Annotated in this window: 31 protein-coding genes and 1 pseudogene; 25 read left to right on the top strand and 7 right to left on the bottom strand. The window is 69.6% G+C overall.

What is annotated here, in order from left to right:
- Positions 1-38: 38 nt before the first annotated feature.
- From PGB26_RS06140 to PGB26_RS06130, 3 genes are all read left to right on the top strand, one after another.
- Entirely contained in the window at positions 39-323 is a 285-nt protein-coding gene (locus tag PGB26_RS06140) for a DUF6412 domain-containing protein (RefSeq protein ID WP_271639453.1), read from the top strand.
- A 73-nt stretch (positions 324-396) separates the two neighbouring features.
- Entirely contained in the window at positions 397-1137 is a 741-nt protein-coding gene (locus PGB26_RS06135) for a YidC/Oxa1 family membrane protein insertase (RefSeq protein WP_271639452.1), read from the top strand.
- 47 nt (positions 1138-1184) lie between these two features.
- Positions 1185-2483, top strand: coding sequence for a M18 family aminopeptidase (locus tag PGB26_RS06130; RefSeq protein WP_271639451.1), 1299 nt, complete (start codon positions 1185-1187; stop codon positions 2481-2483).
- Positions 2484-2505: 22 nt separating this feature from the next.
- Here PGB26_RS06130 and PGB26_RS06125 read toward each other — a convergent pair whose 3' ends face one another.
- Positions 2506-2913: an arsenate reductase ArsC gene (locus PGB26_RS06125; protein WP_271639450.1), complete on the bottom strand. Its 408-nt coding sequence runs from the start codon at positions 2911-2913 to the stop codon at positions 2506-2508.
- A 289-nt stretch (positions 2914-3202) separates the two neighbouring features.
- Between PGB26_RS06125 and PGB26_RS06120 the strand changes: the two genes are divergently transcribed.
- From PGB26_RS06120 to PGB26_RS06110, 3 genes are read left to right on the top strand one after another with little or no spacing between them, the layout of a single operon-like run.
- Positions 3203-3550, top strand: coding sequence for an ArsR/SmtB family transcription factor (locus PGB26_RS06120; protein ID WP_099195296.1), 348 nt, complete (start codon positions 3203-3205; stop codon positions 3548-3550).
- A gap of 47 nt (positions 3551-3597) precedes the next feature.
- A complete protein-coding gene (locus PGB26_RS06115) occupies positions 3598-5043 on the top strand; it encodes a purine-cytosine permease family protein (RefSeq protein ID WP_271639449.1) in 1446 nt (481 codons plus the stop codon).
- Positions 5040-5582, top strand: a complete 543-nt coding sequence (locus tag PGB26_RS06110) for a cysteine hydrolase family protein (RefSeq protein WP_271639448.1) — start codon at positions 5040-5042, stop codon at positions 5580-5582. The genes PGB26_RS06115 and PGB26_RS06110 overlap by 4 nt, the downstream gene beginning before the upstream one ends.
- Positions 5583-5586: 4 nt before the next feature.
- Here PGB26_RS06110 and PGB26_RS06105 read toward each other — a convergent pair whose 3' ends face one another.
- Positions 5587-7086, bottom strand: coding sequence for a glutamate-cysteine ligase family protein (locus PGB26_RS06105; RefSeq protein WP_271639447.1), 1500 nt, complete (start codon positions 7084-7086; stop codon positions 5587-5589).
- A gap of 132 nt (positions 7087-7218) precedes the next feature.
- On the opposite strand from PGB26_RS06105, the pseudogene PGB26_RS06100 reads away from it, so the two are divergent.
- From PGB26_RS06100 to PGB26_RS06080, 5 genes and pseudogenes are all read left to right on the top strand, one after another.
- A pseudogene (locus PGB26_RS06100) lies at positions 7219-8068 on the top strand (tryptophan 2,3-dioxygenase).
- Positions 8069-8230: 162 nt separating this feature from the next.
- Entirely contained in the window at positions 8231-9118 is an 888-nt protein-coding gene (locus PGB26_RS06095; RefSeq protein WP_271639446.1) for a hydrolase, read from the top strand.
- 1 nt (position 9119) lies between these two features.
- Complete coding sequence (locus tag PGB26_RS06090) at positions 9120-10346, top strand: kynureninase (RefSeq protein WP_271639445.1); 1227 nt, start codon at positions 9120-9122, stop codon at positions 10344-10346.
- A gap of 95 nt (positions 10347-10441) precedes the next feature.
- On the top strand, positions 10442-11233 hold the full coding sequence (locus PGB26_RS06085) for a PaaX family transcriptional regulator (RefSeq protein WP_271639444.1): 792 nt from the start codon (positions 10442-10444) through the stop codon (positions 11231-11233).
- An 18-nt stretch (positions 11234-11251) separates the two neighbouring features.
- Complete coding sequence (locus PGB26_RS06080) at positions 11252-11896, top strand: DsbA family protein (protein WP_271639443.1); 645 nt, start codon at positions 11252-11254, stop codon at positions 11894-11896.
- Between the two features lie 58 nt (positions 11897-11954).
- Here PGB26_RS06080 and PGB26_RS06075 read toward each other — a convergent pair whose 3' ends face one another.
- Entirely contained in the window at positions 11955-12437 is a 483-nt protein-coding gene (locus PGB26_RS06075) for an FBP domain-containing protein (RefSeq protein WP_271639442.1), read from the bottom strand.
- A 310-nt stretch (positions 12438-12747) separates the two neighbouring features.
- Here PGB26_RS06075 and PGB26_RS06070 point away from each other — a divergent pair, with 310 nt between their 5' ends.
- The gene (locus PGB26_RS06070; protein ID WP_271639441.1) at positions 12748-13092 is read left to right on the top strand and encodes a hypothetical protein; all 345 of its coding nucleotides are present in this window, start codon (positions 12748-12750) and stop codon (positions 13090-13092) included.
- A 60-nt stretch (positions 13093-13152) separates the two neighbouring features.
- On the opposite strand, the gene PGB26_RS06065 is transcribed toward PGB26_RS06070, so the two are convergent.
- Complete coding sequence (locus PGB26_RS06065; RefSeq protein ID WP_271639440.1) at positions 13153-13554, bottom strand: hypothetical protein; 402 nt, start codon at positions 13552-13554, stop codon at positions 13153-13155.
- A 120-nt stretch (positions 13555-13674) separates the two neighbouring features.
- Here PGB26_RS06065 and PGB26_RS06060 point away from each other — a divergent pair, with 120 nt between their 5' ends.
- The 13 genes from PGB26_RS06060 to PGB26_RS06000 all read left to right on the top strand — a co-directional run bounded on the left by PGB26_RS06060 (position 13675) and on the right by PGB26_RS06000 (position 23309).
- Entirely contained in the window at positions 13675-15123 is a 1449-nt protein-coding gene (locus PGB26_RS06060; protein WP_271639439.1) for an MFS transporter, read from the top strand.
- Between the two features lie 202 nt (positions 15124-15325).
- Positions 15326-15685, top strand: a complete 360-nt coding sequence (locus PGB26_RS06055; protein ID WP_271639438.1) for a hypothetical protein — start codon at positions 15326-15328, stop codon at positions 15683-15685.
- A 7-nt stretch (positions 15686-15692) separates the two neighbouring features.
- Positions 15693-16484 carry a nitroreductase family protein gene (locus PGB26_RS06050; protein WP_271639437.1) on the top strand — a complete coding sequence of 264 codons (792 nt, stop codon included), beginning with the start codon at positions 15693-15695 and terminating at the stop codon, positions 16482-16484.
- Between the two features lie 2 nt (positions 16485-16486).
- Positions 16487-17341 (top strand): endonuclease/exonuclease/phosphatase family protein, encoded by an 855-nt coding sequence (locus PGB26_RS06045; protein ID WP_271639436.1) that lies wholly within the window; start codon positions 16487-16489, stop codon positions 17339-17341.
- The gene (locus tag PGB26_RS06040) at positions 17338-17961 is read left to right on the top strand and encodes a DUF2238 domain-containing protein (protein WP_271639435.1); all 624 of its coding nucleotides are present in this window, start codon (positions 17338-17340) and stop codon (positions 17959-17961) included. The genes PGB26_RS06045 and PGB26_RS06040 overlap by 4 nt, the downstream gene beginning before the upstream one ends.
- A 65-nt stretch (positions 17962-18026) precedes the next feature.
- Positions 18027-18287: a hypothetical protein gene (locus PGB26_RS06035; protein ID WP_271639434.1), complete on the top strand. Its 261-nt coding sequence runs from the start codon at positions 18027-18029 to the stop codon at positions 18285-18287.
- 25 nt (positions 18288-18312) lie between these two features.
- Positions 18313-19158 carry a transposase gene (locus PGB26_RS06030; protein WP_271639433.1) on the top strand — a complete coding sequence of 282 codons (846 nt, stop codon included), beginning with the start codon at positions 18313-18315 and terminating at the stop codon, positions 19156-19158.
- A gap of 133 nt (positions 19159-19291) precedes the next feature.
- A complete protein-coding gene (locus PGB26_RS06025) occupies positions 19292-19456 on the top strand; it encodes a hypothetical protein (protein ID WP_271639432.1) in 165 nt (54 codons plus the stop codon).
- 49 nt (positions 19457-19505) lie between these two features.
- Complete coding sequence (locus PGB26_RS06020; RefSeq protein WP_271639431.1) at positions 19506-19946, top strand: SRPBCC family protein; 441 nt, start codon at positions 19506-19508, stop codon at positions 19944-19946.
- Positions 19943-21415, top strand: coding sequence for a phytoene desaturase family protein (locus PGB26_RS06015; protein ID WP_271639430.1), 1473 nt, complete (start codon positions 19943-19945; stop codon positions 21413-21415). The genes PGB26_RS06020 and PGB26_RS06015 overlap by 4 nt, the downstream gene beginning before the upstream one ends.
- 103 nt (positions 21416-21518) lie before the next feature.
- Positions 21519-22346: a hypothetical protein gene (locus tag PGB26_RS06010; RefSeq protein WP_271639429.1), complete on the top strand. Its 828-nt coding sequence runs from the start codon at positions 21519-21521 to the stop codon at positions 22344-22346.
- Entirely contained in the window at positions 22324-22737 is a 414-nt protein-coding gene (locus PGB26_RS06005) for a phage holin family protein (protein ID WP_271639428.1), read from the top strand. The genes PGB26_RS06010 and PGB26_RS06005 overlap by 23 nt, the downstream gene beginning before the upstream one ends.
- Positions 22734-23309, top strand: coding sequence for a DUF3618 domain-containing protein (locus tag PGB26_RS06000; RefSeq protein ID WP_271639427.1), 576 nt, complete (start codon positions 22734-22736; stop codon positions 23307-23309). The genes PGB26_RS06005 and PGB26_RS06000 overlap by 4 nt, the downstream gene beginning before the upstream one ends.
- A gap of 56 nt (positions 23310-23365) precedes the next feature.
- Here the strand turns inward: PGB26_RS06000 and PGB26_RS05995 are convergent, their stop codons facing one another.
- Genes PGB26_RS05995 through PGB26_RS05985 form a run of 3 tightly spaced genes read right to left on the bottom strand, consistent with a single transcriptional unit; the run spans position 23366 to position 25907 of the window.
- Positions 23366-24070: a TetR/AcrR family transcriptional regulator C-terminal domain-containing protein gene (locus PGB26_RS05995; protein WP_271639426.1), complete on the bottom strand. Its 705-nt coding sequence runs from the start codon at positions 24068-24070 to the stop codon at positions 23366-23368.
- A 37-nt stretch (positions 24071-24107) separates the two neighbouring features.
- Positions 24108-24653 (bottom strand): YaeQ family protein, encoded by a 546-nt coding sequence (locus tag PGB26_RS05990; protein WP_271639425.1) that lies wholly within the window; start codon positions 24651-24653, stop codon positions 24108-24110.
- Between the two features lie 48 nt (positions 24654-24701).
- The gene (locus tag PGB26_RS05985) at positions 24702-25907 is read right to left on the bottom strand and encodes a fibronectin type III domain-containing protein (protein ID WP_271639424.1); all 1206 of its coding nucleotides are present in this window, start codon (positions 25905-25907) and stop codon (positions 24702-24704) included.
- Positions 25908-26529: the final 622 nt, after the last annotated feature.

The following is a 26529-nucleotide window of genomic DNA, read 5'->3' as shown; positions in this document are numbered from 1 at the left end:
CCGGGGCGAGTGGTAGCGTCAGCCGGGAAGGAGGGGCGATGATCGACGCGATCGGGGTGCTGCTGCGAACGCTGCTCGCAGCACTCGGCGCTGTTCCCCTCCCCGAAGGGCTGACGGCCAGCGGGATGCTCGGCATCGCCGCGATCCTCGTCGCCGCCACCGTGCTCGCGGTCGCGCTCGCGCTGCTCACGCCGAGGTTCGGCGTCCGACCGACATCGCACCCGCGACGCGCCATCGCCGCGTCCGTGCTGCTCGCGCAGAGCGATCCGGATGCCGACGGTCATCCGCGTCCGCGAGCGCCGGGGGTCGTGCCCGCCACCTGATCCGTCCTCGCCTTCGAGGAGTGGATCGCGTGGCCTCCGGCCGACATCCACCCCCCTCTGCGAACGGACGTTCATGGACATCTTCGCCCTTCCTCCGCTGACCCTTCTTCTCGACGCCGCATATTCCGCGCTGCTCTCGCTCTCGACCGCTCTGGAACCCGTCGGTGGTTCCGCGTCGGCCGCACTGGAGGTGATCCTGGTCACCGTCGGGGTGCGCGCCGCCCTCATCCCGGTCGGCGTCTCCCAGGCCAGAGCCGAGCAGATGCGCGCTCGCCTCGCTCCCCGTCTGCGCTCTCTGCAGCAGCGTCACGGCCGCGACCGCGAGCGACTGCAGCGCGAGACGATGGCTCTGTACCGCGACGAGCAGGCGTCGCCGCTGGCCGGATGCCTGCCGCTGGTCGTGCAGGCGGCGGTCGTCGGGGTGCTGTACACCCTGTTCCTGCGCCCCGAGATCGCCGGGCAACCGAACGATCTGCTCGCGCACGACCTGCTCGGAGCCCCTCTCGGCAGCTCGCTGGTCACGGCGGCCGGAGCGGGTCTGGATGCGCAGACGGCCATCGTGTGGGCGGTGGTGCTGGCGGTGATCGTGGTCGTGGCCGACATCACCCGCCGGGTCTTCCGGCCGCAGGTGCCGACCGAGGGGCCGCTGGCAAGTCCAGCCATGCTCGGCATGATGAACGCGATGCACTACCTCATCGCGCTCGTCGCGGTCTTCGTGCCGCTCGCCGCGGCCCTGTACCTCGTCGTCACCGTGACCTGGACGCTCGCACAGCGGTGGCTGCTGCGACGACGATACCCGCTGCCCGTCGCGTGACGGGCAGCCCACGCCTCTCGTCGGCGCGGCCGATTAGGCTCGTACCCATGCCCGCTGTCTCCGCCGCCCACACGCATGCAGCCGATCTCGCCGACTTCGTCGCCACCTCGCCGTCGAGCTACCACGCCGCCGAAGAGGTCGCCCGACGACTCGAGGAGGCCGGATTCACCCGCCTCGACGAGACTGCGGAATGGCCGACTCAGGCCGGCGGACGCTTCGTCGTCGTCCGCGACGGCGCAGCGATCGCGTGGGCCGTGCCGGCGGATGCCGTGCCCACGACGCCCGTGAACGTGCTCGGCGCGCACACCGACTCCCCCGGCTTCAAGCTCAAGCCGAAGCCGACCACCGGGTCGCGCGGATGGCTGCAGGCCGCCGTCGAGGTGTACGGCGGACCGCTGCTGAACTCGTGGCTCGACCGCGAGCTGCGCCTCGGCGGGCGCCTCGCACTCGCCGACGGTCGCGTCGTGCTGGCCGCGACCGGCCCACTGCTTCGCCTGCCGCAGCTCGCGATCCACCTCGACCGCGGCGTGAACGACGGCCTCGCACTCGACAAGCAGACCGGCACGCAGCCGGTGTGGGGCCTCGGCGACGCCGAATCGGCCGACATCCTCGCCGAGCTCGCGGCCTCCGCGGGTGTCGATGCGGCCGACATCCGCGGGTTCGACGCCGTCGTCGCGGATGCCGCGCGGGGTGCCGTCTTCGGCAAGGACGGCGCATTCTTCGCGTCGGGCCGCCTGGACGACCTCGCCTCGGTGCACGCGGGAGTGGTCGCGCTGATCGAAGCGACGTCCGCGTCGACCGACCCCTGGCCGCAGAGCGTGATCCCCGTGCTCGCCGCCTTCGACCACGAGGAGCTCGGCTCGCAGTCGCGCTCGGGCGCTGCGGGGCCCTTCCTCGAGGACGTGCTCATGCGCATGTACGCCTCGCTCGGGGCGGATGCCACCGAGCAGCGTCGCGCGTTCGCCGCGTCGTGGCATCTGTCGAGCGATGTCGGCCATTCCGTGCACCCGAACTACGCGCACCGGCATGACCCGATCGTGCAGCCGGTGCTCGGCTCGGGCCCGATCCTGAAGATCAACGCGAACCAGCGCTACGCCACAGACGCGGTGGGCGCCGCCGCGTGGGCGGCATGGTGCGAGACGGCCGGCGTGCACTCGCAGGAGTTCGTGTCGAACAACGCCGTTCCCTGCGGATCGACGATCGGCCCGATCACGGCGACCCGGCTCGGCATCAGGACGATCGATGTCGGCATCCCGATCCTGTCGATGCACTCCGCCCGCGAGCTCGCCGGCGTGAGCGACCTCTACGACCTGTCGCGCGTGGCGCGCGCGTTCTTCGCCGGCTGAGGCCGAAGAACGCCGCTGGCGTTCAGAGAAGCTCCCCGATCAGCTTCTCGATGCGCGAGCGGATCTCGTCGCGGATCGGACGCACCGCGTCGATGCCCTGACCGGCCGGGTCGTCGAGCTTCCAGTCCTCGTAGCGCTTGCCGGGGAAGAACGGGCAGGCGTCGCCGCAGCCCATCGTGATCACGACGTCAGACGCTTGCACGGCCTCTGTCGTGAGCACCTTGGGCTGCTCGCCCGTGATGTCGATCCCGAGTTCTCCCATCGCCTCGACGGCGATCGGATTGATCTGATCCGCCGGCATCGATCCGGCGGAGCGCACCTCTATGCGATCGCCGGCGATGTCGCGCAGGAACCCCGCGGCCATCTGCGACCGCCCCGCGTTGTGCACGCAGACGAAGAGGACGGAGGGCTTGGTCGAGCTGTCTGGCATAGGAGCTCCTGTGAGCGGTCGCGGGTTGCGGGTTGCGGATTGCGGATTGCGGATTGCGGATTGCGGGGCCAGCCTACGTGACCGTCGCCGCAGACCCACCGGGACGGCAGGCCCGCGGCGACGCATCGACAGAGCTCGTCAGCAGCACCCCGCGACGCAGGTTCCGTCATCGAGGATCTCGCAGCAGTCGTCCATCTCGCACCTCCATTCATCGATGCTCATCAATGTGTTGTGTGACGATGGTCCCGCAGATATTGACGTTCGTCAATATGTAGATCACAATCGATTCGTGCCCACCTCAGAGCTGATCCCGCTGCGCGACCTCCGCTCCTGCTGCGCGCCGCTCACACGCGTGCCGATCTCGGTCGAGAACGCAGAATCACTGGCATCCTCGCTCAAGGCTCTCGCCGACCCCGCCCGCCTCCGCCTGATCTCGATGATTGCCGCCCACGCCGACGGCGAGGCGTGCGTGTGCGATCTGACCGAGCCTCTCGGCCTGAGTCAGCCGACGGTCTCCCACCATCTCCGGGTGCTCGTCTCGGCGGGATTCCTCGAGCGTGAGAAGCGGGGCACCTGGGCGTACTTCCGGCTCGCCGACGGAGCCATCGACGCCGTCACGCAGCTGCTCGGCCGCTGAACCCCGCACTTCCCCCGAGACGGCGGCAGCGGTGCCAGGATGAGGGCATGACCGACATCACGTCGCCCGCGCTGATCGAGCGAGCGGGCATCGAGATCATCCCCGAGTCGCAGCGCACCGCGAAGCCCCGCGATCTGTTCTGGCCCTGGTTCGCCGCCAACGTCTCGGTGTTCGGGATGTCGTACGGGTCGTTCGTGCTCGGCTTCGGCATCTCGTTCTGGCAGGCGACGCTCGTTTCGATCGTCGGCATCGTGGTCTCGTTCCTGCTGTGCGGGCTCATCGCGATCGCCGGCAAGCGGGGCTCGGCGCCCACTATGGTGCTCTCGCGCGCCGCCTTCGGGGTGCACGGGCAGAAAGTGCCCGGCATCGTCTCGTGGCTCACCTCGATCGGCTGGGAGACGTTCCTGGCGATCATGGCGGTGCTCGCCACGGCCACCGTCATCACCCAGCTGGGCGGCCCGGGTGACAGCGTCGCCCTGAAGATCATCGCCACCGTCGTCGTCGCGGCGCTCATCGTCGCCGCCTCGGTGCTCGGGTACCACACCATCATGAAGATGCAGTCGGTGCTCACCTGGATCACCGGCGCCGTCACGATCCTCTACGTGATCCTCGCGAGCAGCCGGATCGACATGGGCGCGGTCCTGTCGATCCCCGATGGGAGCATCGGTGCGGTCATCGGCGCGCTGGTGATGGTCATGACCGGGTTCGGACTGGGCTGGATCAACATCGCCGCCGACTGGTCCCGGTACCAGAAGCGCACCGCCTCAGACGGCGCGATCGTCTTCTGGAACACCTTCGGCGGCGCGATCGCCCCGGTGATCCTGGTCGTCTTCGGGCTGCTGCTCGGCGGCTCCGACCCGCAGCTGATGGACGCCGTCGGCGCCGATCCGATCGGCGCACTCGCCGGCATCCTGCCGATCTGGGTTCTCGTGCCGTTCCTGCTGACCGCCGTGCTCGCCCTCGTCTCGGGGGCGGTGCTCGGCATCTACTCGTCGGGCCTCACGCTGATCAGCCTCGGCATCCGCATCCCCCGCCCGGCGGCCGCCGGGATCGACGGCATCATCCTCACCCTCGGCACGATCTACGTGGTGTTCTTCGCCGCCGACTTCCTGGGTCCGTTCCAGTCGTTCCTCATCACGCTGGGCGTGCCGCTGGCCTCGTGGGCGGGCATCCTGATCGCGGACATCCTGCGGCGCCGTCGCGACTACGACGAGGCGGCACTGTTCGATCCGAACGGCCGATACGGTGCCTGGGACTGGACCTCGATCGTCACGATGGCCGTCGCCTCGATCATCGGCTGGGGCTTCGTGGTCAACCTGTTCGCCGACGACGCGGCGTGGAACAACTGGCAGGGCTACCTCCTTCCCCTCATCGGCGGCAAGGACGGCGACTGGGCCTACGCGAACCTCGGGGTCTTCTTCGCCCTGGTTCTCTCGTTCGCCATCACGTGGTTCGCCCGCGCGGCGCGGATCCGTCGGCAGGAGCAGGCATGACGGACGGCTGGCTGATCGTCATCGATCCGCAGAACATCTTCGCCTCGCCCGACTCCGAGTGGGGGTCGCCGTTCTTCGAGGAGGCGATGCACAACATCGCCCGTCTCGCCGATCGGTTCGGCGAGCGGGTGCTGGTGACCAGATGGATGCCGACCGCCGATCGCTCCACGTCGTGGGGCGACTACTTCGCGACGTGGCCCTTCGCCGACCAGCCTCCCACCGACCCCCTGTTCGACCTCGTCCCCACGGCGCGCGGTCTCTCACCGCTGCCGACGCTCGACCTGCCGGCCTTCGGCAAGTGGGGAGGCGAGCTCGAGACGATCGTCGGGCGCGGCGCGCACGTCGTGCTCGCCGGCGTCTCGACCGACTGCTGTGTGCTCTCGACGGCTCTGGCAGGGGCGGACGCCGGCGCGCGCCTCACTGTGGCGACCGACGCGTGCGCCGGATCGACGGCGGGGAACCATGCCGCAGCACTGCACGTGATGAGCCTGTATCCGCCGCAGATCACGCTCGCGACGACAGCCGAGATCCTCGGCTGACCAGTCAGGGCCGCCAGGTGTGTACCGGCTCGCCGGAGTGCATCCGCTGCAGGTAGTCGTCGAGCATGCCGTGCAGCGCCTGTGGTCGCGATTCGCCCGCCGCCTCCCTGGCGGCGACGTTCGCCCGCTGCCAGGTGGCGCCGTTGCGCCCGGTGACGCAGCGCTGCTCGATGATGCCCAGATAGCGCTCGCGCGCCTCCGTCGAGACGCCGTAGGCCTCCAGCCCCTCCGCGGCGAGCGGCAGCAGGCGGCGAAGCACCAGCTCCCGCGGCCCGACCCAGCCGAGCTCTGGCCAGTACAGCTGCGACTCGATACCGTGCCGCGCCGCAGCGTGCAGGTTCTCGTGGGCGGCGTCGAAGGTCATCTGGCTCCACAGCGGACGCTCGCTGTGCGCGAGCGAATGCAGCAGCCCGTAGTAGAACGCGGTGTCGGCCATGGCATCCGCCATCGACGGCGAGGCGGGCAGCACCCGGTTCTCGAGCCGCAGGTGGCAGCCGCCGTCCTGCGTGTCGTAGATCGGGCGGTTCCAGCGGTAGACGGTTCCGTTGTGCATCCGCAGCTCGCTGAGATCGGGGGCGGTGCCCGATCTCAGCGTCTCGAGCGGATCCTGGTCGCTGCTCTCCGGCAGCAGCGCCGGGAAGTAGCGCGAGTTCTCCTCGAAGAGGTCGAAGATCGACGTGATCCAGCGCTCCCCGAACCACACGCGCGGACGCACGCCCTGGTTCTTCAGCTCCTGCGAGCGCGTGTCGGTGGCCTGCTCGAACATCGGGATGCGCGTCTCGTGCCACAGCGCACGGCCGGCGAAGAAGGGCGAGTTGGCCGCGAGCGCCACCTGCACGCCGGCGATCGCCTGCGCTGCGTTCCAGTGCGCGGCAAACTCCTCGGGCTTCACCTGCAGGTGAAGCTGCATCGAGGTGCACGCGGCCTCGGGCACGATGGTGTCGCAGATGATGTCGAGGTCTTCCGGCTCGGCGGTGTCGGTGAGGGGGACCCCCTCGAGTCGCAGCTCGATGTCTTCGCCGCGCGCCGCGAGGATCTGCTGCCCGAGCATCTTGTAGCGCGGTTCTCTCGACAGCCAGCGCTCGGTGAAGTGCGTCTCGTCGAGGGTGGGCAGCATGCCGACCATCGCGAGGTCGCTGCCCGCACCGTGGGCGCGGTCATCGGCGGCGGCGAACGCCGAGCTCAGCACCTTCTCGAGCTCGACGAGGCTGTCGTCGCCCAGCGGGCGCGGTGCCACGTTGATCTCGACGTTGAATCGCCCGAGCTCGGTCTGAAAGGCCGGATTGGCGATGGCATCCAGCACCTGCTCGTTGGTCATCGCGGGGTTGCGGTCACCGTCGACGAGGTTCAGCTCGATCTCCAGACCCAGCTGCGGCTGAGACGCCTCCTCGAACCAGCCGTCGCCGAGCATGAGCTCAAGCGCCTCCAGTCCGCGCTGCACCTGTTCGCGGAATCGTGCCCGATCCTGCCGTGTGAACCGCTGTGAGCTGATGCTGTCTCCCATGCTGGGAAGAATATCCGCTGCGATTCGATCGCCTGCGCTGGGCGGGCACCCCTTGTCGATCGAGGCGGCGGCATGCTAGCGACGGCGGTTTCATCATTGTGACGGCCGCCACGAAACTGATACCGTTCCGGGATGGCCCCCGCCGACAATGAACGCACGCTCGAAGACGGCATCGTCACCGACCTCAAAGACCGGATGACGTACGGCTCGTATCTCGATCTGGATCGGCTGCTGAGTGCGCAGCATCCGGTCTCGCAGCCCGAGCATCACGACGAGATGCTGTTCATCATCCAGCACCAGACCACCGAGCTGTGGCTCAAGCTCGTGCAGCACGAGCTGGGCACCGCCCGCGATCGTCTCGCCGACGACGATCTGCGCTCTGCGCTCAAGCACATCGCCCGGGTGAAGCACATCCAGGAGGTGCTGACCCAGCAGTGGTCGGTGCTGGCAACGCTCACCCCCACCGAGTACGCGCAGCGGCGAGCTCGGCAACTCGTCCGGGTTCCAGTCGGTGCAGTACCGTGCGGTCGAGTTCGCACTCGGCAACAAGAACGAGCGGATGCTCAGCGTGTTCCGCGACCACCCCGCGAACCTGGCGATGCTCACCGCCGAGTGGGAGCGTCCCACGCTGTACGACGAGTTCCTGCGATACGCGTCACGACGCGGCCTGCCGATCCCGGCCGAGGTGCTCGAGCGCGACGTGCGTCAGCCCTACCGAGAGCATCCCGAGCTCGTCGCCGCGATCCGCGAGATCTACGAGAACCCGCACGAGCACTGGGACCTCTACGAGGCGTGCGAAGAGCTCGTCGACGTGGAGGACAACTTCCAGTTCTGGCGCTTCCGGCATCTGCGCACCGTGACCCGCACGATCGGCATGAAGGTCGGCACGGGCGGCTCGAGCGGCGTGAGCTTTCTGCAGCGCGCGCTCGATCTCACCTTCTTCCCCGAGCTGTACAGCGTGCGCACCGAGATCGGCCGCTGAATGCGGGCGGTCACCTTCTTCGACGGCGAGGGGATTCGCGAGGGCACCCTCAGCTCCCAGACCCCTGACTCTCTCGCCTCCTCGAACCCTGGCGCCCGCCCCTCCTGGGTCCTTGAGCTTGTCGAAGGGCCACCGCCGGCCGGCACTCCCCGCCTCGACGGAGTGATCACGGGCCTGTTCACCGATCATCACGTGCATCTGCAGCTCGTCGACCACTCGCTGCTGGCGGAGTCGCGGCTCGGCCGCGTGATCGATCTGGGCGCGGATCCGGACTGGGTCGCCGACGTGGCCCGCCACGACTCCGGAGATCCGGATGACGACCAGATGACCGTGCCGCGCTCGGCGCAGCCACGCCGTCCGATCGTCGAGTACGCCGGGCCATTTCTGACGGCACCGGGCGGGTATCCGTCGGATCGCGCGTGGGCTCCCCCGGGTTCGGTGCGGGAGATACCGGATGCCGAGCACGCCGCGCGCGCGGTCGATGAGCTCGCCGCTGCCGGTGTCTCGCTCATCAAGATCGTCGCCAACAGCGACGCCGGCCCCGTGCTCGACGACGATTCGTTCCGAGCGGTGGTGCACCAGGCGGCCGTGCATCACCTGCCCGTCGTCGCCCATGCCGAAGGAGCAGGCCAGGCGCAGCGCGCGGTGCGCCTCGGTGCCACACGCCTCGCGCACGCGCCGTTCAGCGAGCGGCTGAGCGATGCCGAGATCGTCCGGCAGGCGGCATCCGCATCGTGGATCTCAACCCTGGCGATCCACGACGGCGACGCACTCGGCCTCGCGATCGACAACCTGCGCCGCTTCGCCGCCGCCGGCGGCGAGGTGCTGTACGGCACCGACATGGGCAACGGCGACACCCCGGTCGACCTGCGCGACGCGGAGATCGACGCGCTGCGCGCGGCGGGCGTCGACGGGCTCGGCCTGCTGGCTGTCCTCTCCCCCGCCGACCCGCTCGCGGGCGGCCCCCTGCTGCTTCTGCCCGGCGGCGACCCGATCCGGGCGCGCCGCCTTCACCCCATCGACATCGACACCGACATCGCGGAGCCGTGACATGACCGACATCACCGACGACCTGCTCGCCGAGGCCCGCAAGCTCGACCAGGCGGATCCGCTCGCCCATCACATCGCCGAGTTCGCCGACGCCCCCGGCGTCATCGCCTACCTCGACGGGAACTCGCTGGGTCGCCCGCTGCGCGATCTGCCCGAGAAGGCCGCCGCGTTCATCCGCGATGACTGGGGCACGCGCCTCATCCGCTCGTGGGATGAGCAGTGGATGCAGCTGCCGATGCACCTCGGCGATCGCATCGGCGCCATCACCCTCGGTGCCGCGCCGGGGCAGACCGTCGTCGCTGATTCCACCAGCGTGCTGCTGTACAAGCTCATGCGCGCCGGCGTCGCCGCGCGCCCCGGTCGCGACGAGATCATCATCGAGGCCGGCAACTTCCCCACCGACCGCTTCATCGCCGCTGGCGTCGCTGACGAGACAGGCACGACGTTGCGCTGGGTCGAACCGGATCCGATCCTCGGGGTGACGGCCGAGCAGGTGGCCTCGGTCATCTCCGAACGCACCGCGCTCGTCGTGCTCAGCCACGTCGACTACCGCTCGGGCTCACTGGCGGCGATGCCCGAGATCACCGAGGCGGTGAAGAGCGCCGGCGCGCTGATGCTGTGGGATCTGTGCCACTCGGCGGGTGTGGTGCCCATGAAGCTCGACGAGTGGGGAGTCGACATGGCGGTCGGCTGCACCTACAAGTACCTGAACGGCGGCCCGGGATCGCCCGCGTTCGCATACCTGCGCGCCGAGCATCACGGCAGCGTCGTTCAGCCGATCCACGGCTGGTGGGGCGCCGCCGACATCTTCGCGATGGGGCCGGAGTACACCCCGGTCTCCGGCATCCGGCAACTGCTCAGCGGCACCCCGCCGGTGCTGTCGATGCTCGCGATGCAGGGCATGCTCGACCTGATCGAGCTCGAGGGCGTCACCGCCCTCCGGGCGAAGTCGATCACGCTCACCGAGTTCGCGATCCGCGCCTACGACGCGCTGCTCGCGCCGCTGGGCGTACGACTGCTGTCGCCGCGCGAGGCGTCGCGCCGCGGCGGGCACGTGACGATCGGCCACGACTCGTTCCAAGAGGTCACGAAGCAGCTGTGGGCCGACGGGGTCATCCCGGATTTCCGCTTCCCCGACGGCATCCGCCTCGGACTGTCGCCGCTGAGCACCTCGCATGAAGAGACGCTGCGCGGGGTGATCGCCGTGCGCGACGCCCTGCAGTCATGACCCCCGTATCACTCAGAGCCCAGACCTCTGCTCACGAGCGTTCTTTCGAGGGGGTCTCGGCGCGAACCGGGAGCGACGGCGCGAGTGAGCCGAGCGTGCTCGACGACATCGACGCGCGTCCGGGCAGCACCACCTCGCTGCTGCGCACCCTGATCGGCCTGTATCTGCGTCCGCTCGGCGGGCGCATCACGCCGGCGGCGCTCGTGCGGCTGGCCGATGACCTCGGGATACCGGCGGCACGGGCACGCACGGCGATCACCCGGCTCAAGCAGCGAGGACTGCTGCTGGCGGCGCCCGATGGCGACTACGCGCTGAACCCCGCCGCGCTGCCGATGCTCGAGCGCGGCGACCGGCGCATCTTCGCGGTGCGGACGATGACCGAGGCCGATGAGTGGATACTCGTCTCGGCGACCGTTCCCGAGACCCGCCGCGACCTCAGGCACCAGCTGCGCCGCAGGCTGCAGTTCGTCGGTGCGGGTGCGGTCTCGGCCGGGCTGTGGATCCTGCCCGGGCACCTGGCGGACGAGGTCGAGCAGCTGCTGGCCGAGCTGGATGCCCGCGCCTTCACCACCCTGTTCCGCACCACCGATCCGAAGCCCGCCGACCCGCTTCCGATCGCAGCGGCACGGTGGTGGGATCTCGCCGCGCTGCGCGCCGAGCACGAGCGGTTCCAGGCGTCCCTCGGCGACCTCGATGAGACCGAGCCGTTCGACGCCTATGTGCGGCTCATCGACAGCTGGCGGGTGCTGCCGTACATCGATCCGGGGCTGCCTCGGTCGCTGCTTCCCGACGACTGGCCCGGCGAGCGCAGCGTGCAGGAGTTCGCTCGCCTGTCGTCCGAGCTCGCGCCGGCCGCACTCGCCCATGCGTGCGGCGCCGTCGGGTGAAGCTGACAGGATCGAACCATGAAGAACTCCGTCAAGGCCGTCATCGTCACCGGCGGCCTCGTCATGCTGCTGCTGATCGGCGTGCTCGTGTGGGCGGTGGCGCAGCGCGCCGAATCAGAGAACGACCCAAAGCCGCAGGTGCTGCGCGAGGAGTCGCACGTGCTCGACGACGGCGGAGCGGATGCCGTGACCGTGGTGGAGTTCCTCGACTTCGAATGCGAGGCGTGCGCGGCGTTTCATCCGGTGATGGAAGAGCTGCGGCAGCAATACGACGGGCAGATCACCTACGCGGTGCGGTACTTCCCGCTGCCCGGGCACGCGAACTCGATGCCCGCGGCGCTCGCCGCCGAGGCAGCCGCACAGCAGGGCGATTTCGAGGCGATGTACCAGCGGCTGCTCGAGACGCAGGCCGAGTGGGGCGGAGCCGCCGAGCCGAACCCGCAGGTGTTCCGCGACCTCGCCGAGGAGATCGGCCTCGACATGGCGGCCTACGACGAGGCCGTCGCCGACCCGGCCACGGCCGAACGCGTGCGCCGCGACAGGTCGGAGGGCACCTTCCTCGGTGTGGAGGGGACGCCGACATTCTTCGTCGACGGCCGGATGGTCACGCTCACCGGGCCCGATGACCTCGAGAAGGCGATCGTCGAGGCGCAGTCGCGCTGACGCGCCGGGTCGCCGGCTCGCCGACCGAGGGAGCGTGAGCCCCCTCCGTCAGCGGATGTCAGCCCAACCCGCGCACGAATGACTCGACATGCTCGCGCAGGCGAAGCATCCGCATCTCGCGCGCGAGCTCGCGGTCATATCCCTCGTAGGCGAGGGGTGGCAGCCGACGCACGTTGGCCGAGCAGCCGAAGTTCTCGCAGATCAGCGTGCCGATCGTGTCGCCGTTGCGACCTGCGGCGCCGGCTTTGCGTGCCGAGAAGAACTGCACGTCGTTGCGCAGAGTGACGTCTTCGCACCACGAGCACTGTGCGCGTCTGCGGGTGCGCTGCTCGGTGCGCTGAAGCAGGATGCCGACGGGGGCGCCGTCGACCTCTGCGACCACGTACGCCCGTCGGGGCAGCTTCGGGTCGAACCAGCCGAGATAGTCGAGCCGGTCGAAATCGATCTCGTCGAACTCGGGCGGGAGACTGAGCGATGACGCCTCCTTGCGGGAGGCGTTGCGGAAGGACGCGCGGATGGCGCGGTCGTCGAAGGGACGCATGAGAGAGCTTTCTGGTCGAGGAGCCGAGGGTGGTCGGCGAGGGCTGCGCAGCATCCTTCAGATCGGATGCCGGATATCGCTAGGTTCCGGTGACGGGAGTTCCGCCGCCGGAGCGATCTCAGCCTCTGCCGTCGGCGCGGAGCGCGCCGACGATCACCTCTCGCGCCGCGACGGCGCACTCTGCAGACAACACGGCGTCCAGTGTACGCCGCAGCGCGCGCCGCTGATGTTTCGCCCTGTGTCGGATCTCATCGACACCTCGCCGGAGCCGGACGTATTCTCGGTGGACCCGACCATGAGGAGACCCACCGTGAGCACGCAGCCGATCCGCCTTTCGCCCTCCGAGGTGCGTGAGCGTGCGGCGTGCATGTGCGACCACGGCGACGTGTGCTCCTCCTACGCACCCGGTCATGCCCTGCACCTGATCCAGGCGCGGATGGCGTCGGCGACGCCTCTGGGCTGGGCGGATGCCATCGTCGAGGTCGCCGATGCCGCATCCGGCGTTCTGCGCCTGCGCACCCTCGACGGCGACGTGCTCTCGATCTGGAGCGCCGGCGGCGCGGCGCTCGAGGCGCCGGCTGGCACACCGGTCGCCCTGCACGCCGCCTACGACGTGCTCGCGGTCGGCCGCATTCTCTACAACGTCGCGCGCTGACTCCTCGGCGGGCTCAGGGCCCCAGGAGCGGCGGGCTCAGGGGCACGGGAGGGCAGGCGCTCAGGACGCCATCTTCGTCATGGCATCGCGCATCGCCATGCAAGCATCCATGCACGCCTTGCAGGCCTGAGCGCACATCCGGTAGACGTCGCTGTGCTCGGCGTGCGCCTGACATTCGTCCATGCACATCCGGCACATCGCGATGCACGCGTCGAGCATCGACATCATCACCTGCGCGGTCATGCCCTGCATGCGCAGCATCGAGCGCATCATGGTTCCGCACATGTCGGCGCAGTTCATGCACGCGACGCTGCAGTCCATCATCTGCGTCGAGCAGACCGTGCAGGCCTGCTCGCACGCTGCGCAGGCGTCGATGCAGGACTGCATGACCGACATGTCCATCATCTCCATGCCGGAGGTCTTCATCTCGGACGCCATCGCGTCCATCATCATGGAATCCATGGTTCGCACCGCCTTCGTCTTCGGCTTCACGCCGGGGTCTCGGACGGGGCAGGTCGTCCCGCCTGCGGCCAGGCTACGCCTGCTCGGGCCGCAGGTCGATGGCGGGAGTAGTGTCGGCCTGTGCCCACGTTCACCCCCGTGCCCGGATTCGACACCGTGCAGCGACTCGTCGTCTCAGTGGCCGTGCTGGCCTCGTTCGTCACCTTCCTCGACGGCACGGTGGTCACCGTGGCACTGCCGGCGATCAGCCGCGAGCTGGGCGGCGGCATCGCCACCCAGCAGTGGGTGGTCGACGCCTACCTGATCACGCTGAGCGCGCTGATCCTGCTGGCGGGGTCGCTGTCGGATGCCTACGGGCGCGTGCGCGTGATGCGGACCGGGCTCATCGCCTTCGGCGTCGCCTCGATCGCCGTGGCGGCGGCTCCCGACCCGCTGGTGCTGATCATCGCGCGTGCCGCGCAGGGAGCCGCGGGTGCGCTGCTCGTGCCGAGTTCTCTCGCGCTGATCACGGCGACGATGCGCGGCGAGCTGCAGTCGCGCGCGATCGGCGTATGGACGGCGTTCACCACCGCCGCTCAGCTGGTCGGGCCGCTCATGGGCGGCCTGTTCGTCGACCTGCTCTCGTGGCGGTTCGTCTTCCTCATCAACGTGCTGCCGATCGCGGTGACTCTCGTGCTGCTCGGCCGGCTCGATCTGCCCGAGCACGAGCGCGATGTGCGGGTCGACTGGGTGAGCGGCATCCTGTGCGCGCTCGGTCTGGGTGCGGTCGTCTTCGCGCTGATCGAGCAGGAGCGGCTCGGCTGGTCTGATCCGGGGATCTGGATGCCAGGAGCCGCCGGACTCGTGCTGCTCGCCGTCTTCCTGTGGCGCCAGGCCCGGTCGGCGCACCCCCTGCTGCCACTGTCGATGTTCACCGTGCGCAACTTCGGATGGGGAAACGTCTCGACGCTGTTCGTGTACGCCGCGCTGTCGCTGAACGGCTTCGTGATCGGCGTCTACCTGCAGCAGGGTCCAGGGCTCAGCGCGACGGCGGCGGGGCTGGCGAGCCTGCCGGTCACGGTGCTGATGATCCTGCTGTCGTCGCGCGCCGGAGCGGTGGCAGGGCGCCTCGGCCCGAGGCTGTTCATGACCGTCGGTCCCCTTCTGATGGCGGTGGGTGCGCTGCTGCTGCTCACGGTCGGGCGGGACTTCGACTACTGGTGGCAGGTGCTGCCCGCGATGATCGTGCTCGGGCTGGGCCTGGCACTGACCGTCGCCCCGTTGACCTCGGCGATCCTGGGTGCGATCGACGAGCGCCGCAGCGGCATCGCGTCGGCCGTGAACAACGCGGTCTCCCGCGTCGCCGGGCTGCTGGTGGTCGCACTGCTGTCGACCATCGTCGGCGGATCGCTCGATCTCGGGGGCTTCCACAGCGCCGCGATCGTCACCGCCGCCCTGTTCGCCGCAGGCGGCGTGGTGTCGTGGATCGGCATCCGCCGCAATCCGGCGGAGCCGGCTGTGCCGCCCGGAGACCCGGCTCCCGCCGACCCGGCCCCCGCCGACCCGGCCCCCGCCGACCCGGCTCGCTGAGAACAGGAGAACACTCGAGAACAGGACGGAATCCGGGGAATCCTCCTGCGTCCGCGTGTTCTCCTGTTCTCGGTGACCCGACTCCTCGATGACCCAACTCCTCGATGACCCGACTCCTCGGTGACGCGACTCCTCGGTGACGCAAAGCAAACCCGAGCGCAACCCCTCGCGCCGGAACCCCGCGGCGTGGTGTGCTGATCGCATGAGACGCAGGCACGCGAAGCGCAGGCACGGGCATCCGTCGGCGAAACCCGCGTTCCGGGCATCCGCCCTCTGCTACGCGGCGAACTGCGCGCTCGGCGCGGCCGTCGCGACGCGCCTCATCGACACCCGGCGATTCCGCTGGGTGCACCACGCGCTCTACATCGCCACGTTCTCGGCGACGATCGTCGCGGTGCTGGTGGGTCTGCGACGCAACAGGCCCGCAGCCCTCGCCCTCGCACCGGCGCTCGCGCCGCTCGCCGTCATCCCCTACGCGGGCACGCACACTCGCCGGCATCCTGCCATAGCCCTCACCGCCGCGCCGTTCATCGCCGCCGGCGTGATCACCTCCCGCCGATAGGAGCACCATGGAATTCCTCGACGTCATCCGCCGCCGCAAGACCACGAACGGGCCGTTCCTCCCCGACCCTGTGAGCGAAGAGCACCAGCGTCTGCTGATCGAGGCGGCGGGCCGCGCGCCGTCGCAGCTGAACAGCCAGCCGTGGCGTTTCGTCGTGATCGAGCAGCGGGAGACGATCGAGCGGATCGCGAAGATCTCGGGCGAGAGCATGACCGAGGTGATGTCGAACGGCACCTTCTTCGAGCGGTACAAGCCGTACTTCCGCTTCAGCGAGGCCGAGATGGAGCAGAAACGCAGCGGGATGCTGTTCGACAAGCTGCCCGCGGTGCTGCGGCCGTTCACGAGCCAGGTGTTCACCTCGCGCGGTCAGAAGCTGATGAACTCGCTCGGCGTGCCGAAGACGCTGGGCGCCGAGAACGCCAAGCTGGTGGCCGGCTCCCCGCTGCTGCTCGGCGTGATGCTCGATCGCAGCGAGTACCGGCCCGGCGAGCTGTCTTCGTTCTACTCGGTGTTCAGCATGGGTGCGGCGATGGAGAACATCTGGCTGACGACGGTGGAGCTGGGCATGGGCATCCAGTTCATCTCCTTCCCGATGGAGGCGCCGGGTCGCTGGGACGAGATCGTCGAGCTGCTGCAGGTGCCCGACGATCTCGAGCTGATGGCGGTGTACCGTCTGGGTTACCTGCCCCCCGAGCAGCGTCGCCCGGCCATCGACTGGTCGAGCTCGCAGCGCAAGCTGCCGTCGCAGTTCGTCTTCCGCGAGACGTGCGAGACGCCGCAGCAGGGGTGGGACGGATAGCGATGGCGGCACCCGAACCTGTTTGGCCCGCGGATGCCCTGATCGGGCGGATCGCCGCGCCCGACGTGCACGTCATGACGTTCAACATCCGTCGCGCGGCGGACGGCATGCTGCAGCTGCCCGCCGACCGGTGGTCGCGGCGCGCTCCGGCTGTCGGGCAGCTGCTCGCCGCGGAGCGTCCGACGCTCCTCGGCCTGCAGGAGGTGCTGCCGCGCGCCATGCCCGTCGTGCGCGACGCGCTCGGCGCCGGCCATCGCGCCGTCGGCGCGGGCCGGGGTGCCGGAGGTCGCGGTGAGGGTACGCCGATCGTGTACGACAGCACTCGCCTCGAGCTGCGTGATTGGGGCCAGCAGGCGCTGTCCGATCAGCCCGAGCGGACAGGCTCGATCGGCTGGGGGAACCTCATCCCCCGGATCATGGTGTGGGCCGAATTCGTCGAGCACAGCACCGGCACGCGATTCCTCGCCGTCAACACCCATCTCGACCATCTCTCCGCGTCGTCGCGGCGGCGTTCGGCCCTCAGCATCCGCCGACTCGTGGCCGAGCGCGCGCTGCCTGCGGTTGTGACCGGCGACCTCAACGCCGGCGCCGATTCGACGACCGTGCGCGCGCTGCAGTCGGGCGGCGCCCTGCTCGACAGCGCAGGCGTCGCCGAGCGGCAGGTCGGAGCACACCGGGGCACGTACTCGCGCTACGGGCGCCCGCGCGCCGGCGGACGCCGGCTCGACTGGATCATGACGACACCGGGTGTGCGCGTTCACGCGGTCGGGGTCAACGACCATGCCCCGGAAGGACGCAGACCGTCGGATCATCTGCCGGTGCAGGCGATCCTGCGTTTCGGAGAGGATGCCGCATGAAAGAGGACTTCCTGCGGCCGCCGCGCACGGCGGCGGAATGGACGGCCGATGCGCTGCGCGTCATCGGCATCCTGGGCGTGATCGCGGCCGCCAGCTGGCTCAGGCCGACGGATGCCGGGATCGCGGCCCTGGCGCTGCCGGCTCTCATGCTGCCGCGGATGCTGGGCATGCGGGCCTGGTTCGACGTCGCCGCCGGCGTGACCGTCCTCGCCGCCGCGTGGAGCAACGTGCTCGACCTGTATGCCGCCGTCTCGTGGTGGGACCTGGTGGTGCACTTCGCGTGCACGGCGGTGCTGGCGATCATCGCGGCGGAGGTGCTGACGCGCACCGATGTCGTCGGCATCACCGCATCGGCGAGTCCCCGAGCGCGGACCCCGCTGGTGCTCGTGCCGCTGATCGCGCTCGCGCTCAGCGCGGTCTGGGAGATGATCGAGTGGTTCGGTGTCGAGTACATCAGCGATCAGATCCATGTCGACTACCAGGACACGATCGGCGACATGGTGCTCGGCGGCATCGGCGGGGCCATGGCCGGCGTGCTGCTGGCGCTGATCGACGTGCGTCGTGTTCCCGCTCCGCCGTTTCCGGCGCCCGCGGCGATGCTGTCGGATCGGCGCAGATGATACCCCGCGAGGTCTGCGCCGTCACGGCCCTGCCTCGAACGCCGCGATCGGCCGATACTCGGAGCATGACTCAGCACAACGGAAACCCCGACGACCTGCACGACGACGCTGCGGCGGACTCCGCCCAGGTGAAGAACGGCGCCCACGGCGACCCTCAGACCGCCGACGAGGCGCTGCCGGACGGTCAGTTCGACAGCCAGGAGATGCCGACGACGGATGGCGAGCCCGCCTCCGGCGACGACCCCGCGGCGAGCGCCGGCGCGGAATCGCCCGAGGAGGGCGATGCCGCCATGCGCGAGGCTGAAGAGGCGACGAAGAACGACTGAACCCTCAGGCGATAGGGTCGCTCGCATGGGCGAAGCGGGTGACCTCGACAGCATCGCCGCCGAGCTGTACGCGGGGTCGCCGGATGAGTTCATCGCTGCACGCAACGTGCGCGCGAAGGACGTCGGCGATCCCGCACTCTCGGCGGCGGTCCGCGCTCTGCGCAAGCCGAGCGTCGCCGCGTGGGTGGTCAACCTCTTCGCCCGCGAGCGCAGCGCGCGGCTCGGCCAGGTGCTGCAGCTCGCTTCAGAGCTGCGCGAAGCCCAAAACGACCTCGACGCCGCGACTCTCTCGCAGCTCGGGCGTCAGCGACGGGCGCTGACCGGACAGCTGGCAGCCGAGGCGGTGTCGCTCGCCACCGCGCGGGGCGGGCGAGTGACGCATGCCACGCTCGAGGCGGTGCGGCAGACGATCTCGGCGGCGTTCTTCGATCCGGAGGCGGCCGCGGCCGTGGCATCCGGTCGTCTGGTGCGCGACATCGAGCCCACCGGATCGTTCGACGCCGGGGCGGTCGTCGCGGGCGGACGGCCGGATGCCCCGGTCGCGCCGAAGCCCGCGGCCGACGAGGTGGCGGCGCGGCGAGCCCGCCGGGATGCTGAGCGCGCTCTGCGCGAGGCTGAGCAGGCTCATGCCGGCGCAGAGCGCGCCGCACGGCGCGCAGACGAGGAAGCGCATGAAATCGACGAGCGGATCGACCAGCTGACGCAACGCATCTCCGAGCTCGAGGACGAGCTGCAGCACGCCCGTCACGACGCGACCCGGGCGAAGACCGATGCCCGCGCCGCTACGGACCGCCGACGGCAGGCGGCTGCGGAGCGGGAAGCGGCTGCGGATGCCGTCGCACGGGCCCGCGAGGCGCTCGACCAGCTCTGACTCGGCCCGAGGACGAGTGCAGAGGATACTCGCGACCGCTCCTGTCGTCACGGCCCTCCCGGATCTCCGCGAGATGCGGTGCGCTCACGGTATGACTGGCAGCGATCACCGAGAACACCGGGACACTCACAACATGAACGAGGATGGGGACGAGAGCGCCTCCGGCGCTGCTCCGTCGTCCGACGGACTCGGCGACGACGGGACGATCCCTGACCATCCGGAAGGGGTCGCCGCAGGCCACACCGGCACCGCGTCGACGTTCGAGCCGGAGGAGGACGAGCTCGCCGACGAGCCGTGACCCGGCCCGCCCCGAAAGACCGCTGAACCGACTTGCTGAGGAGTGATTGATGGCCCGCAATGTGAGGGTGCTGCACTGCGCACCGGAGGACGTGTTCGAGGTGCTGAGCGACGGATGGCTGTACCCCGCGTGGGTGGTCGGCGCATCACGCATGCGCGCGGTGGCTCCCACCTGGCCCGGCCAGGGGTCCGAGCTGCACCATTCGTTCGGCGTCTGGCCGATGCTCATCAACGACCGCACCATCGTCGAGCAGTACGACCCGCCGCGCAGGATGGTGATGCGGGCGCGCGGATGGCCGATGGGCGAGGCGCGGGTGACGCTTGATGTGCGACCTCATCGCGAGGGCTGCCTCGTGCGCATCCAGGAGGAGCCCGTCGCCGGCCCCGGGAGGTTCGTCCCGCGCCCGATCATGGACGCACTCGTCCGCTGGCGGAATGCAGAGACGCTGCACCGACTGGCCTATTCGTCCGAGGGCAGGGCGACCGGGTGAACGAACGGCGTCGCTCGACCGGGGATGACCTCGACGTCGTCGTGGTCGGCGCGGGCCCGAATGGTCTCGCAGCTGCCGTGACCCTCGCCAGGGCGGGGCTCCGTGTGCGCGTCTACGAGCGCGAGAGCCAACCCGGCGGCGGAGCCGCCACGCGGGAGCTCACGCTGCCGGGATTCCAGCACGATGTCTGCTCGGCCGTGCATCCGCTGGCTTTCGAGTCGCGCTTCTTCCGGGACTTCGGGCTGCGCGATCGTGTGGAGTTCGTGACTCCTGAGGTGTCGTTCGGCCACCCGATGGACGGCGGGCGCGCCGGCATCGCCTATCGAGACCTCGACCGGACCGCCGACGCGCTCGGCGCCGACGGCCGGGCGTACGCGAGGCTTCTGCGACCGCTTGTCGAACGCGCCACCCGGGTGGCCGACTTCACCGGGTCCTCCCTGCTGCGCATCCCGCGCGACCCGCTCACGGCCATCCTCTTCGGTCTGCGCTCTTTCGAGCAGGGCACCCCCGCGTGGAATGCACGCTTCCGCGACGATGTCGCGCCCGCCATGCTCACCGGCGTCGCGGCGCACACGATCCTCGCGCAGCCGAGTATCGCAGGTGCCGGCGCCGGCCTGGCCCTGACCACCTACGCGCACGCGCAGGGCTGGCCGATACCGGTCGGCGGCAGTCAGGCGATCGCGGATGCCATGGTCGACGACCTCCGCCGCCACGGCGGCGAGCTGGTGCTCGATCACGAGGTCGAGTCGCTGCGTGACCTGCCGGATGCGTGGGCCACGCTCCTGGACGTCACCCCGAGAGCGCTCGTGCGCCTCGCAGCCGACGTCATCCCGTCGGGCTACCGGCGGGCGCTGCAGCGCTTCCGCTACGGCGACGGCGTCGCGAAGGTCGACTTCGCGCTCAGCGAGCCGGTGCCGTGGACGAATTCCGAGCTGCACCGCGCCGGCACGCTGCACGTCGGCGGCACGCGAGCCGAGGTGGCCGATGCCGAGAATCAGGTGCACCGCGGACGGCTCCCCGAGAATCCCTACGTGCTGGTCTCGCAGCCGACGCTGTTCGACCCGAGTCGTGCCCCGGCGGGGCAGCACACACTGTGGACGTACACGCATGTGCCCGCGGGGAGCACGGCGGACCGCAAGGAGGCGGTGATCAACCAGATCGAACGGTTCGCCCCTGGCTTCCGCGACACCATCCTGGCGACGAGCTCGCGCAGCGCGCAGGAGGTCGAGCAGCACAACCCGAACTACCCGGGCGGGGACATCGCGGCAGGCGCACCGAACCTCTGGCAGCTGTTCCGCAGGCCCGTGCTCAGCCCTGACCCGTGGCGCACTCCGATTCCCGGCGTCTACCTCGCCTCCGCCTCCGCCTCGCCGGGGCCAGGCGTCACGGGCATGCCGGGCTGGCTGGCGGCGGTGAGTGCGCTGCGGCACGAGTTCGGCATCCGGGAGCTCCCCGACCTGGCCGACTAACTTACACCGTAAGCCCGTCGTGTGCAAGGGGCCTGGCGCCGCGCTCCTCGGGGGCTAGACATGGGGCACCGATCCTCCGATCGGTCCGCGAAAAGGAGCACTCATGTCGGACAATTTCGAGACGACCAGCCCGAGCGGTTCGGGAACGCCCGCTTACGGCGCGGGCACGCAGCCGTACGATTCGGGCTCGCAGCCTTCGGGCTCGCAGGGCAAAGTCGATGCCGCGAAGCACGAGGCATCCGATCTCAAAGACAGCGCGACCGGGCACGCGAAGGATGTGCTGGGTGCCGCCAAGGACGAAGCCTCAGGCGTCGTCGGCGAAGCCAAGATGCAGGCGAAGGACCTGTACGCGCAGACGCAGCGCGAGCTGCGCGACCAGGCGAACACGCAGCAGCAGCGGCTGGCGACGGGCCTTCGCTCGGTCGGTGACGAGCTGGGATCCATGGCCGCCAACTCAGATGGGAGCGGGATCGCCGCCGACCTGGTTCAGCAGGCATCCGGGCGGGTGTCGGCAGCGGCGAACTGGCTCGGCGACCGGGATCCGGGCGCTGTGCTGTCCGAAGTCAAGCGTTACGCGCGCCGCAAGCCCGGAACTTTCATCCTCGCCGCGGCGATCGGCGGGGTCATCATCGGACGGCTGACGCGCGCACTGGCATCCGACGCGGCCGACCAGAAGCACGCCACCGGCCAGGGGCACGCGACGGCCGAGGGGCGCGCGACGGGCCAGGGGCACGCAGCCACGCAGGCGCCGGCGGTGCCGCCGGCCCCGCCGGTGCCCCCGGTCACCCAGGTGCATCCTGATCACTCGGTGCCCACCACTGTGAGCGACAGCTCGACCTCGGCTGCGGAGACGCCGCTGTACAGCCAGACCCGCTCGACCAGGGCGGACGCCAGCGGGGAGGACGGCTATGACCGACCCCACACCGTCTGAGCAGAGAGCCGCCTCGGCCTCTCTCGGCGAGCTTCTCGGGGAGGTGTCGCGCGACATCTCGACCCTGATGCGCCAGGAGGTCGCGCTCGCGAAGGCAGAGCTGAAGGAGTCGGCGGCGAAGTCCGCCAAGGGAGCAGGCCTGATGGGCGCCGCCGGATACGGCGCGCTGATGGCCGTGTTCTTCCTGTCGATGGCGCTCTGGTGGGCGCTGGGCACCCTCATCGGCGGCGGGTGGTCGGGCGTCATCGTCGCGATCATCTGGGCGCTGATCGCCCTCGTCCTCTTCCTGGTCGGCCGTGGCCAGCTGCAGGAGGTCGATGGAGCACCGCAGACCGTGGAGACCCTCAAGGAGATCCCGGACACGCTGAAGAGAAATGAGGAGAACCGATGAGCAATTCAGCCGATGAGATCCGCTCGGACATCGAGCGGACACGTCAGGACCTCGGTATGGACGTCGACGCGCTGGCGGACAAGGTCACGCCGTCGAAGATCGTCGACCGTCAGATGGGCAAGGTGCGGGGCGCGATCGGGTCGGTGCGCGACCGGGTGATGGGCGCCGCCGACGATGCCAGCTCGTCGGTGTCCGACGCCGGGGCGCACGCGGGCGACGTAGCCGGCGACGTGAAAGACCGCGTCGTGGCGAAGGCCGAGGGGAACCCGCTGGCCGTGGGGCTGATCGCGTTCGGCGCGGGCCTCGTGCTCGCGTCGCTCTTTCCGGCATCGACGAAGGAGAAGGAGCTCGCGTCGACGGTGAAGGATCAGGCGCAGCCCCTGATCGATGAGGCCTCCGACGTCGCCAAGGAGGTCGGCGAGCACCTGAAGGAGCCGCTGGCCGCGTCGGTCGACTCGGTCAAGGCGTCCGCCCAGGACTCCGTCGCCGCCGTCAAGGATGAGGCGCAGTACGCCGCGAACGAGGTGAAGCACGACGCTCAGGATGCCCGCGACAACGTGACGAACAGCTGACGCGTTCTCGCACGAGCGGGTGGGTTCCGAACGCGGAGCCTACCCGCTCTTCGCTGTCAGCGATGCAGCGCGAGGCTGTTCTCCAGCCGGTCGAGCAGCGACTCCAGCGCGGCCTCGAACTCCTCCCGACTGTGGTCCTCGCTCAGCCTCTCGCGCAGGCGGAAGACCTGTGGGGCGCGTGCCTCGGCATCCGGTCCGTCCTGCTCGGCCGTGGTGCCGGGCTCGGGCTCATCGGCCGTCTCGTGCGCGGCGGCTTCGAGCAGCAGCTGGCCCAGCAGGAAGCTCGAGAACGAGCGATACGTCGCGACTGCCTGGGCGTCGCTGAAGCCGCGGTCGAGAAGTGCGGTGAGGAAGGCGTCGACCACCTCGACGCTGCGCAGGGGCGGACGCAGCCAGGGAGCCGCGGGGTTCTGCGATGCGACGAGCGGGAAAGCGCGAGGATGCTCGATCGCGATCCTGCGCACCTCGTGGGCCATCGCCTGCAGGAACCCCTGCCAGTGCTCGGCGACCTCGTCATCGAGGGAGTCCATCAGGTCGCCGGTGAGCACGTCGACGACCCCCTCGAGCAGGTCTTCGCGGCCACGCACGTACCGGTAGAGCGACATGGCCTCGACGCCGAGTCGCTCGGCGAGCGAGCGCATCGAGAGGGCGCTCACGCCGGCCCCGTCGATCTGCGCGAGCGCTGCGGTGACGATCGACTCGCGGGTCAGGCCTCGCCCGCGCGAGCCGCTTCGCGATGGGTCTTCCGGATGCTCGACCACGCCCCGATCCTACCTGCGGCGAGTCGGCGCCCGCTGGTCAGAGCGCGCGGATCGGCCGCTCGTGCACGGTGGTGCTCAGGTGCACGCCGTTGAGCTCGAGGTAGAGCTGACGCTCGGTCACCGAGACGGTCATGGTGTTGCGGCGGGCGAGCGCCGTCGCCGCGTCGGCGAGGAAACCCGCGTCGAAGCTGTGGAGCACGATGGCGTCGGCCTCGTGGATCGTCTTGCCCGCCCAGTTGGCGATCACCTTCGCCGGGTCGCGGTAGGTGTACACGACCGTGCGATCGGCGAGCTTGCTGCCGTAGTGCAGGCGAGTGGCGTCTGGTGCACCGACCTCGATCCACGCCGCGACGCGGCCGGTGAGGTCGCGCACGAGCACCGCGGGCTCGTCGGTCGCAGCCACCCCCTCGGTGAACGCGATGCCTTCCGCATACTCGAGGCAGTACGCCAGCAGCCGCGTGAGCATGTACGCGTCGGTCTCGGACGAATGCCGCGCGAGTCGGAGCGTCAGTTCGTCGTACACGCCGCGGTCGACGTCGGCGAGCTGCACATCGAAGGTGTGGATCGTCGCGCCTGCCGCCATGGGTTCGAGCTTACGCGTCGAACACCACGGCGGCAGGCGCCCTCCTCATCAGGACCGGAGGAGCCGGCGGCGAGCGAGCACGATGGTCGAAGCTCCCACCCCGACCAGCGCGAAGGCGATCGCAAGCAGCGACATCGGCGCCTCCGAACCTGTCGCCGCGAGCACGTCAGTCCGCTTCTGGTTCGCCGACGGGGTGCTCGCATCGACGACTGGCGATGCAGTCGACACAGATCCGCTGCCCGTGTCGACATTCGTCGATGCTCCCGGAGTGCTGTCTGAGTCGACCGGTGCAGCATCTGTCGAGACAGCGAGCGCAGTGGATTCACTCGACGCCGTCTGGTTGGATGCGCGGACGCTGACCGAATACGCGGTGCCCGGCTGCAATCCCGCGAAGGTGTGCAGGCCCGGCCGCGCAAGCTGCGCCGTCTGTACCGTGACGCCACGCGTGGTGAGGCTGAGGGTGTATGTGATCTCGTCGACTGCGGCGGCGGGGGCTGCAGCCAGGCGCGCGCGACCAGGAGCGGTCGCGCTGCCGTCCGTGACGCGCACGGTGATCGAGTCGCGCGTCGCGGTCTCGATCGATACCGACGGCGACGCGGGTGGAGTCTGGAAAGAGTGTTCGTTCGACGTCTCGCCACCTGGGCCGACTGCTGTGAGAATGAAGAGGTAACGAGTGTTGGGCGTCAGGCCGTCCACCCAGTAGCTCTCCTGCGGCACATCGACCGTTCGACGCTCGAACGTGCTCCCATCGCGCGCAGCGATATCGAGAACGTACTCGCTTATCGGCCCGATGCCCTCTTGACCGGCTGGGATGAAGTCAGCCACAGGCTCGTTCAGCCGCAGCTCGACAGCAGTCGCATGGATGGCTTTGGCGAAGATGAACGGGTGCCCAGGTGCGTGATGCGGAGTCGTGATCGTTGCAGCGACCGTTGCCGTCGTGCCGGCGGCCTGCGCCCTCACCTCGATCTCGTACACCGTGTTCGGCGTGAGATTCTGGATGTCAGCCCTGCCGGGCCGGTCACTCGACGCCTGATAGACCTGCTCGTTCGTCGACAGCTCGGTGGCGTACACCTCGAAGGATTCAACGGGCACGCCGCCATCATCAGCGCCGAAGTCGAGTTGGATGGACGTCGGCTTCACTTCGACGTTGGTGATCGTCGGCGTCGCGGGTCCTTGCACATCGGCCGCGGCACTGGATCCAGCGCCGAGCATCATCCCCACGGTAAGAATGCCGCTGACGATCACGGTGGGCACTCGCCTCATTTGTCCCTCTTTCTCTCGCCGTGCCGCGCGACGAGCGGGCACGAAGTTCAGATTCACCATCCCACCCGCCGAGTGCGGAGAACGCCCACGAGCGCTTTCCCGCACGGCCCCGCACACCTGCGATGACCGCATACGACTCAGTCGCACCTTGCCGTCGGCGCGGCCCTCGGGGCAGCGTCACGAGCTCCTCGTGGAGACCGTCGCGCCTGCCGCCATGGGTTCGAGCTCACGCGTCGAACACCACGGCGGCAGGCGCCCTCCGGTCGCAGTCGGACCGACCGGGGGGTGAGCGATCAGATGGTCGTTGTCCCCACATCGACCATCGCGACGATGAGCCCGAACTCCGTCGCGGCGCCTCGGGTGGCGAGCCGCATTCCTCCCGCTTCGGTCTCGGCTGAGCAGGTGCGAGACCTGAGACCACCTTCTCATCGACCTCGTGCGAAAGGGGGCGTCAGCCGGGTTCCCGCACGGCTCCGGACGCACCCGGCCTGTGATGAATCCACGAGCAGTGCCGCACGGGCGTCCGCTCGACGGTTCATGCCGAATCGTTCATACGTCTGATGGCGCTCGGCCCGCGGCCCGCATCTGCCTCCAAGATCCCCTCCGCGACAGC

It is taken from the genome of Microbacterium sp. nov. GSS16 (genome assembly GCF_028198145.1).
Classification (GTDB): Bacteria; Actinomycetota; Actinomycetes; order Actinomycetales; family Microbacteriaceae; genus Microbacterium.
Note: the sequence above shows the minus strand (reverse complement) of the source record. Positions and strands in the feature narration are given on the sequence as shown.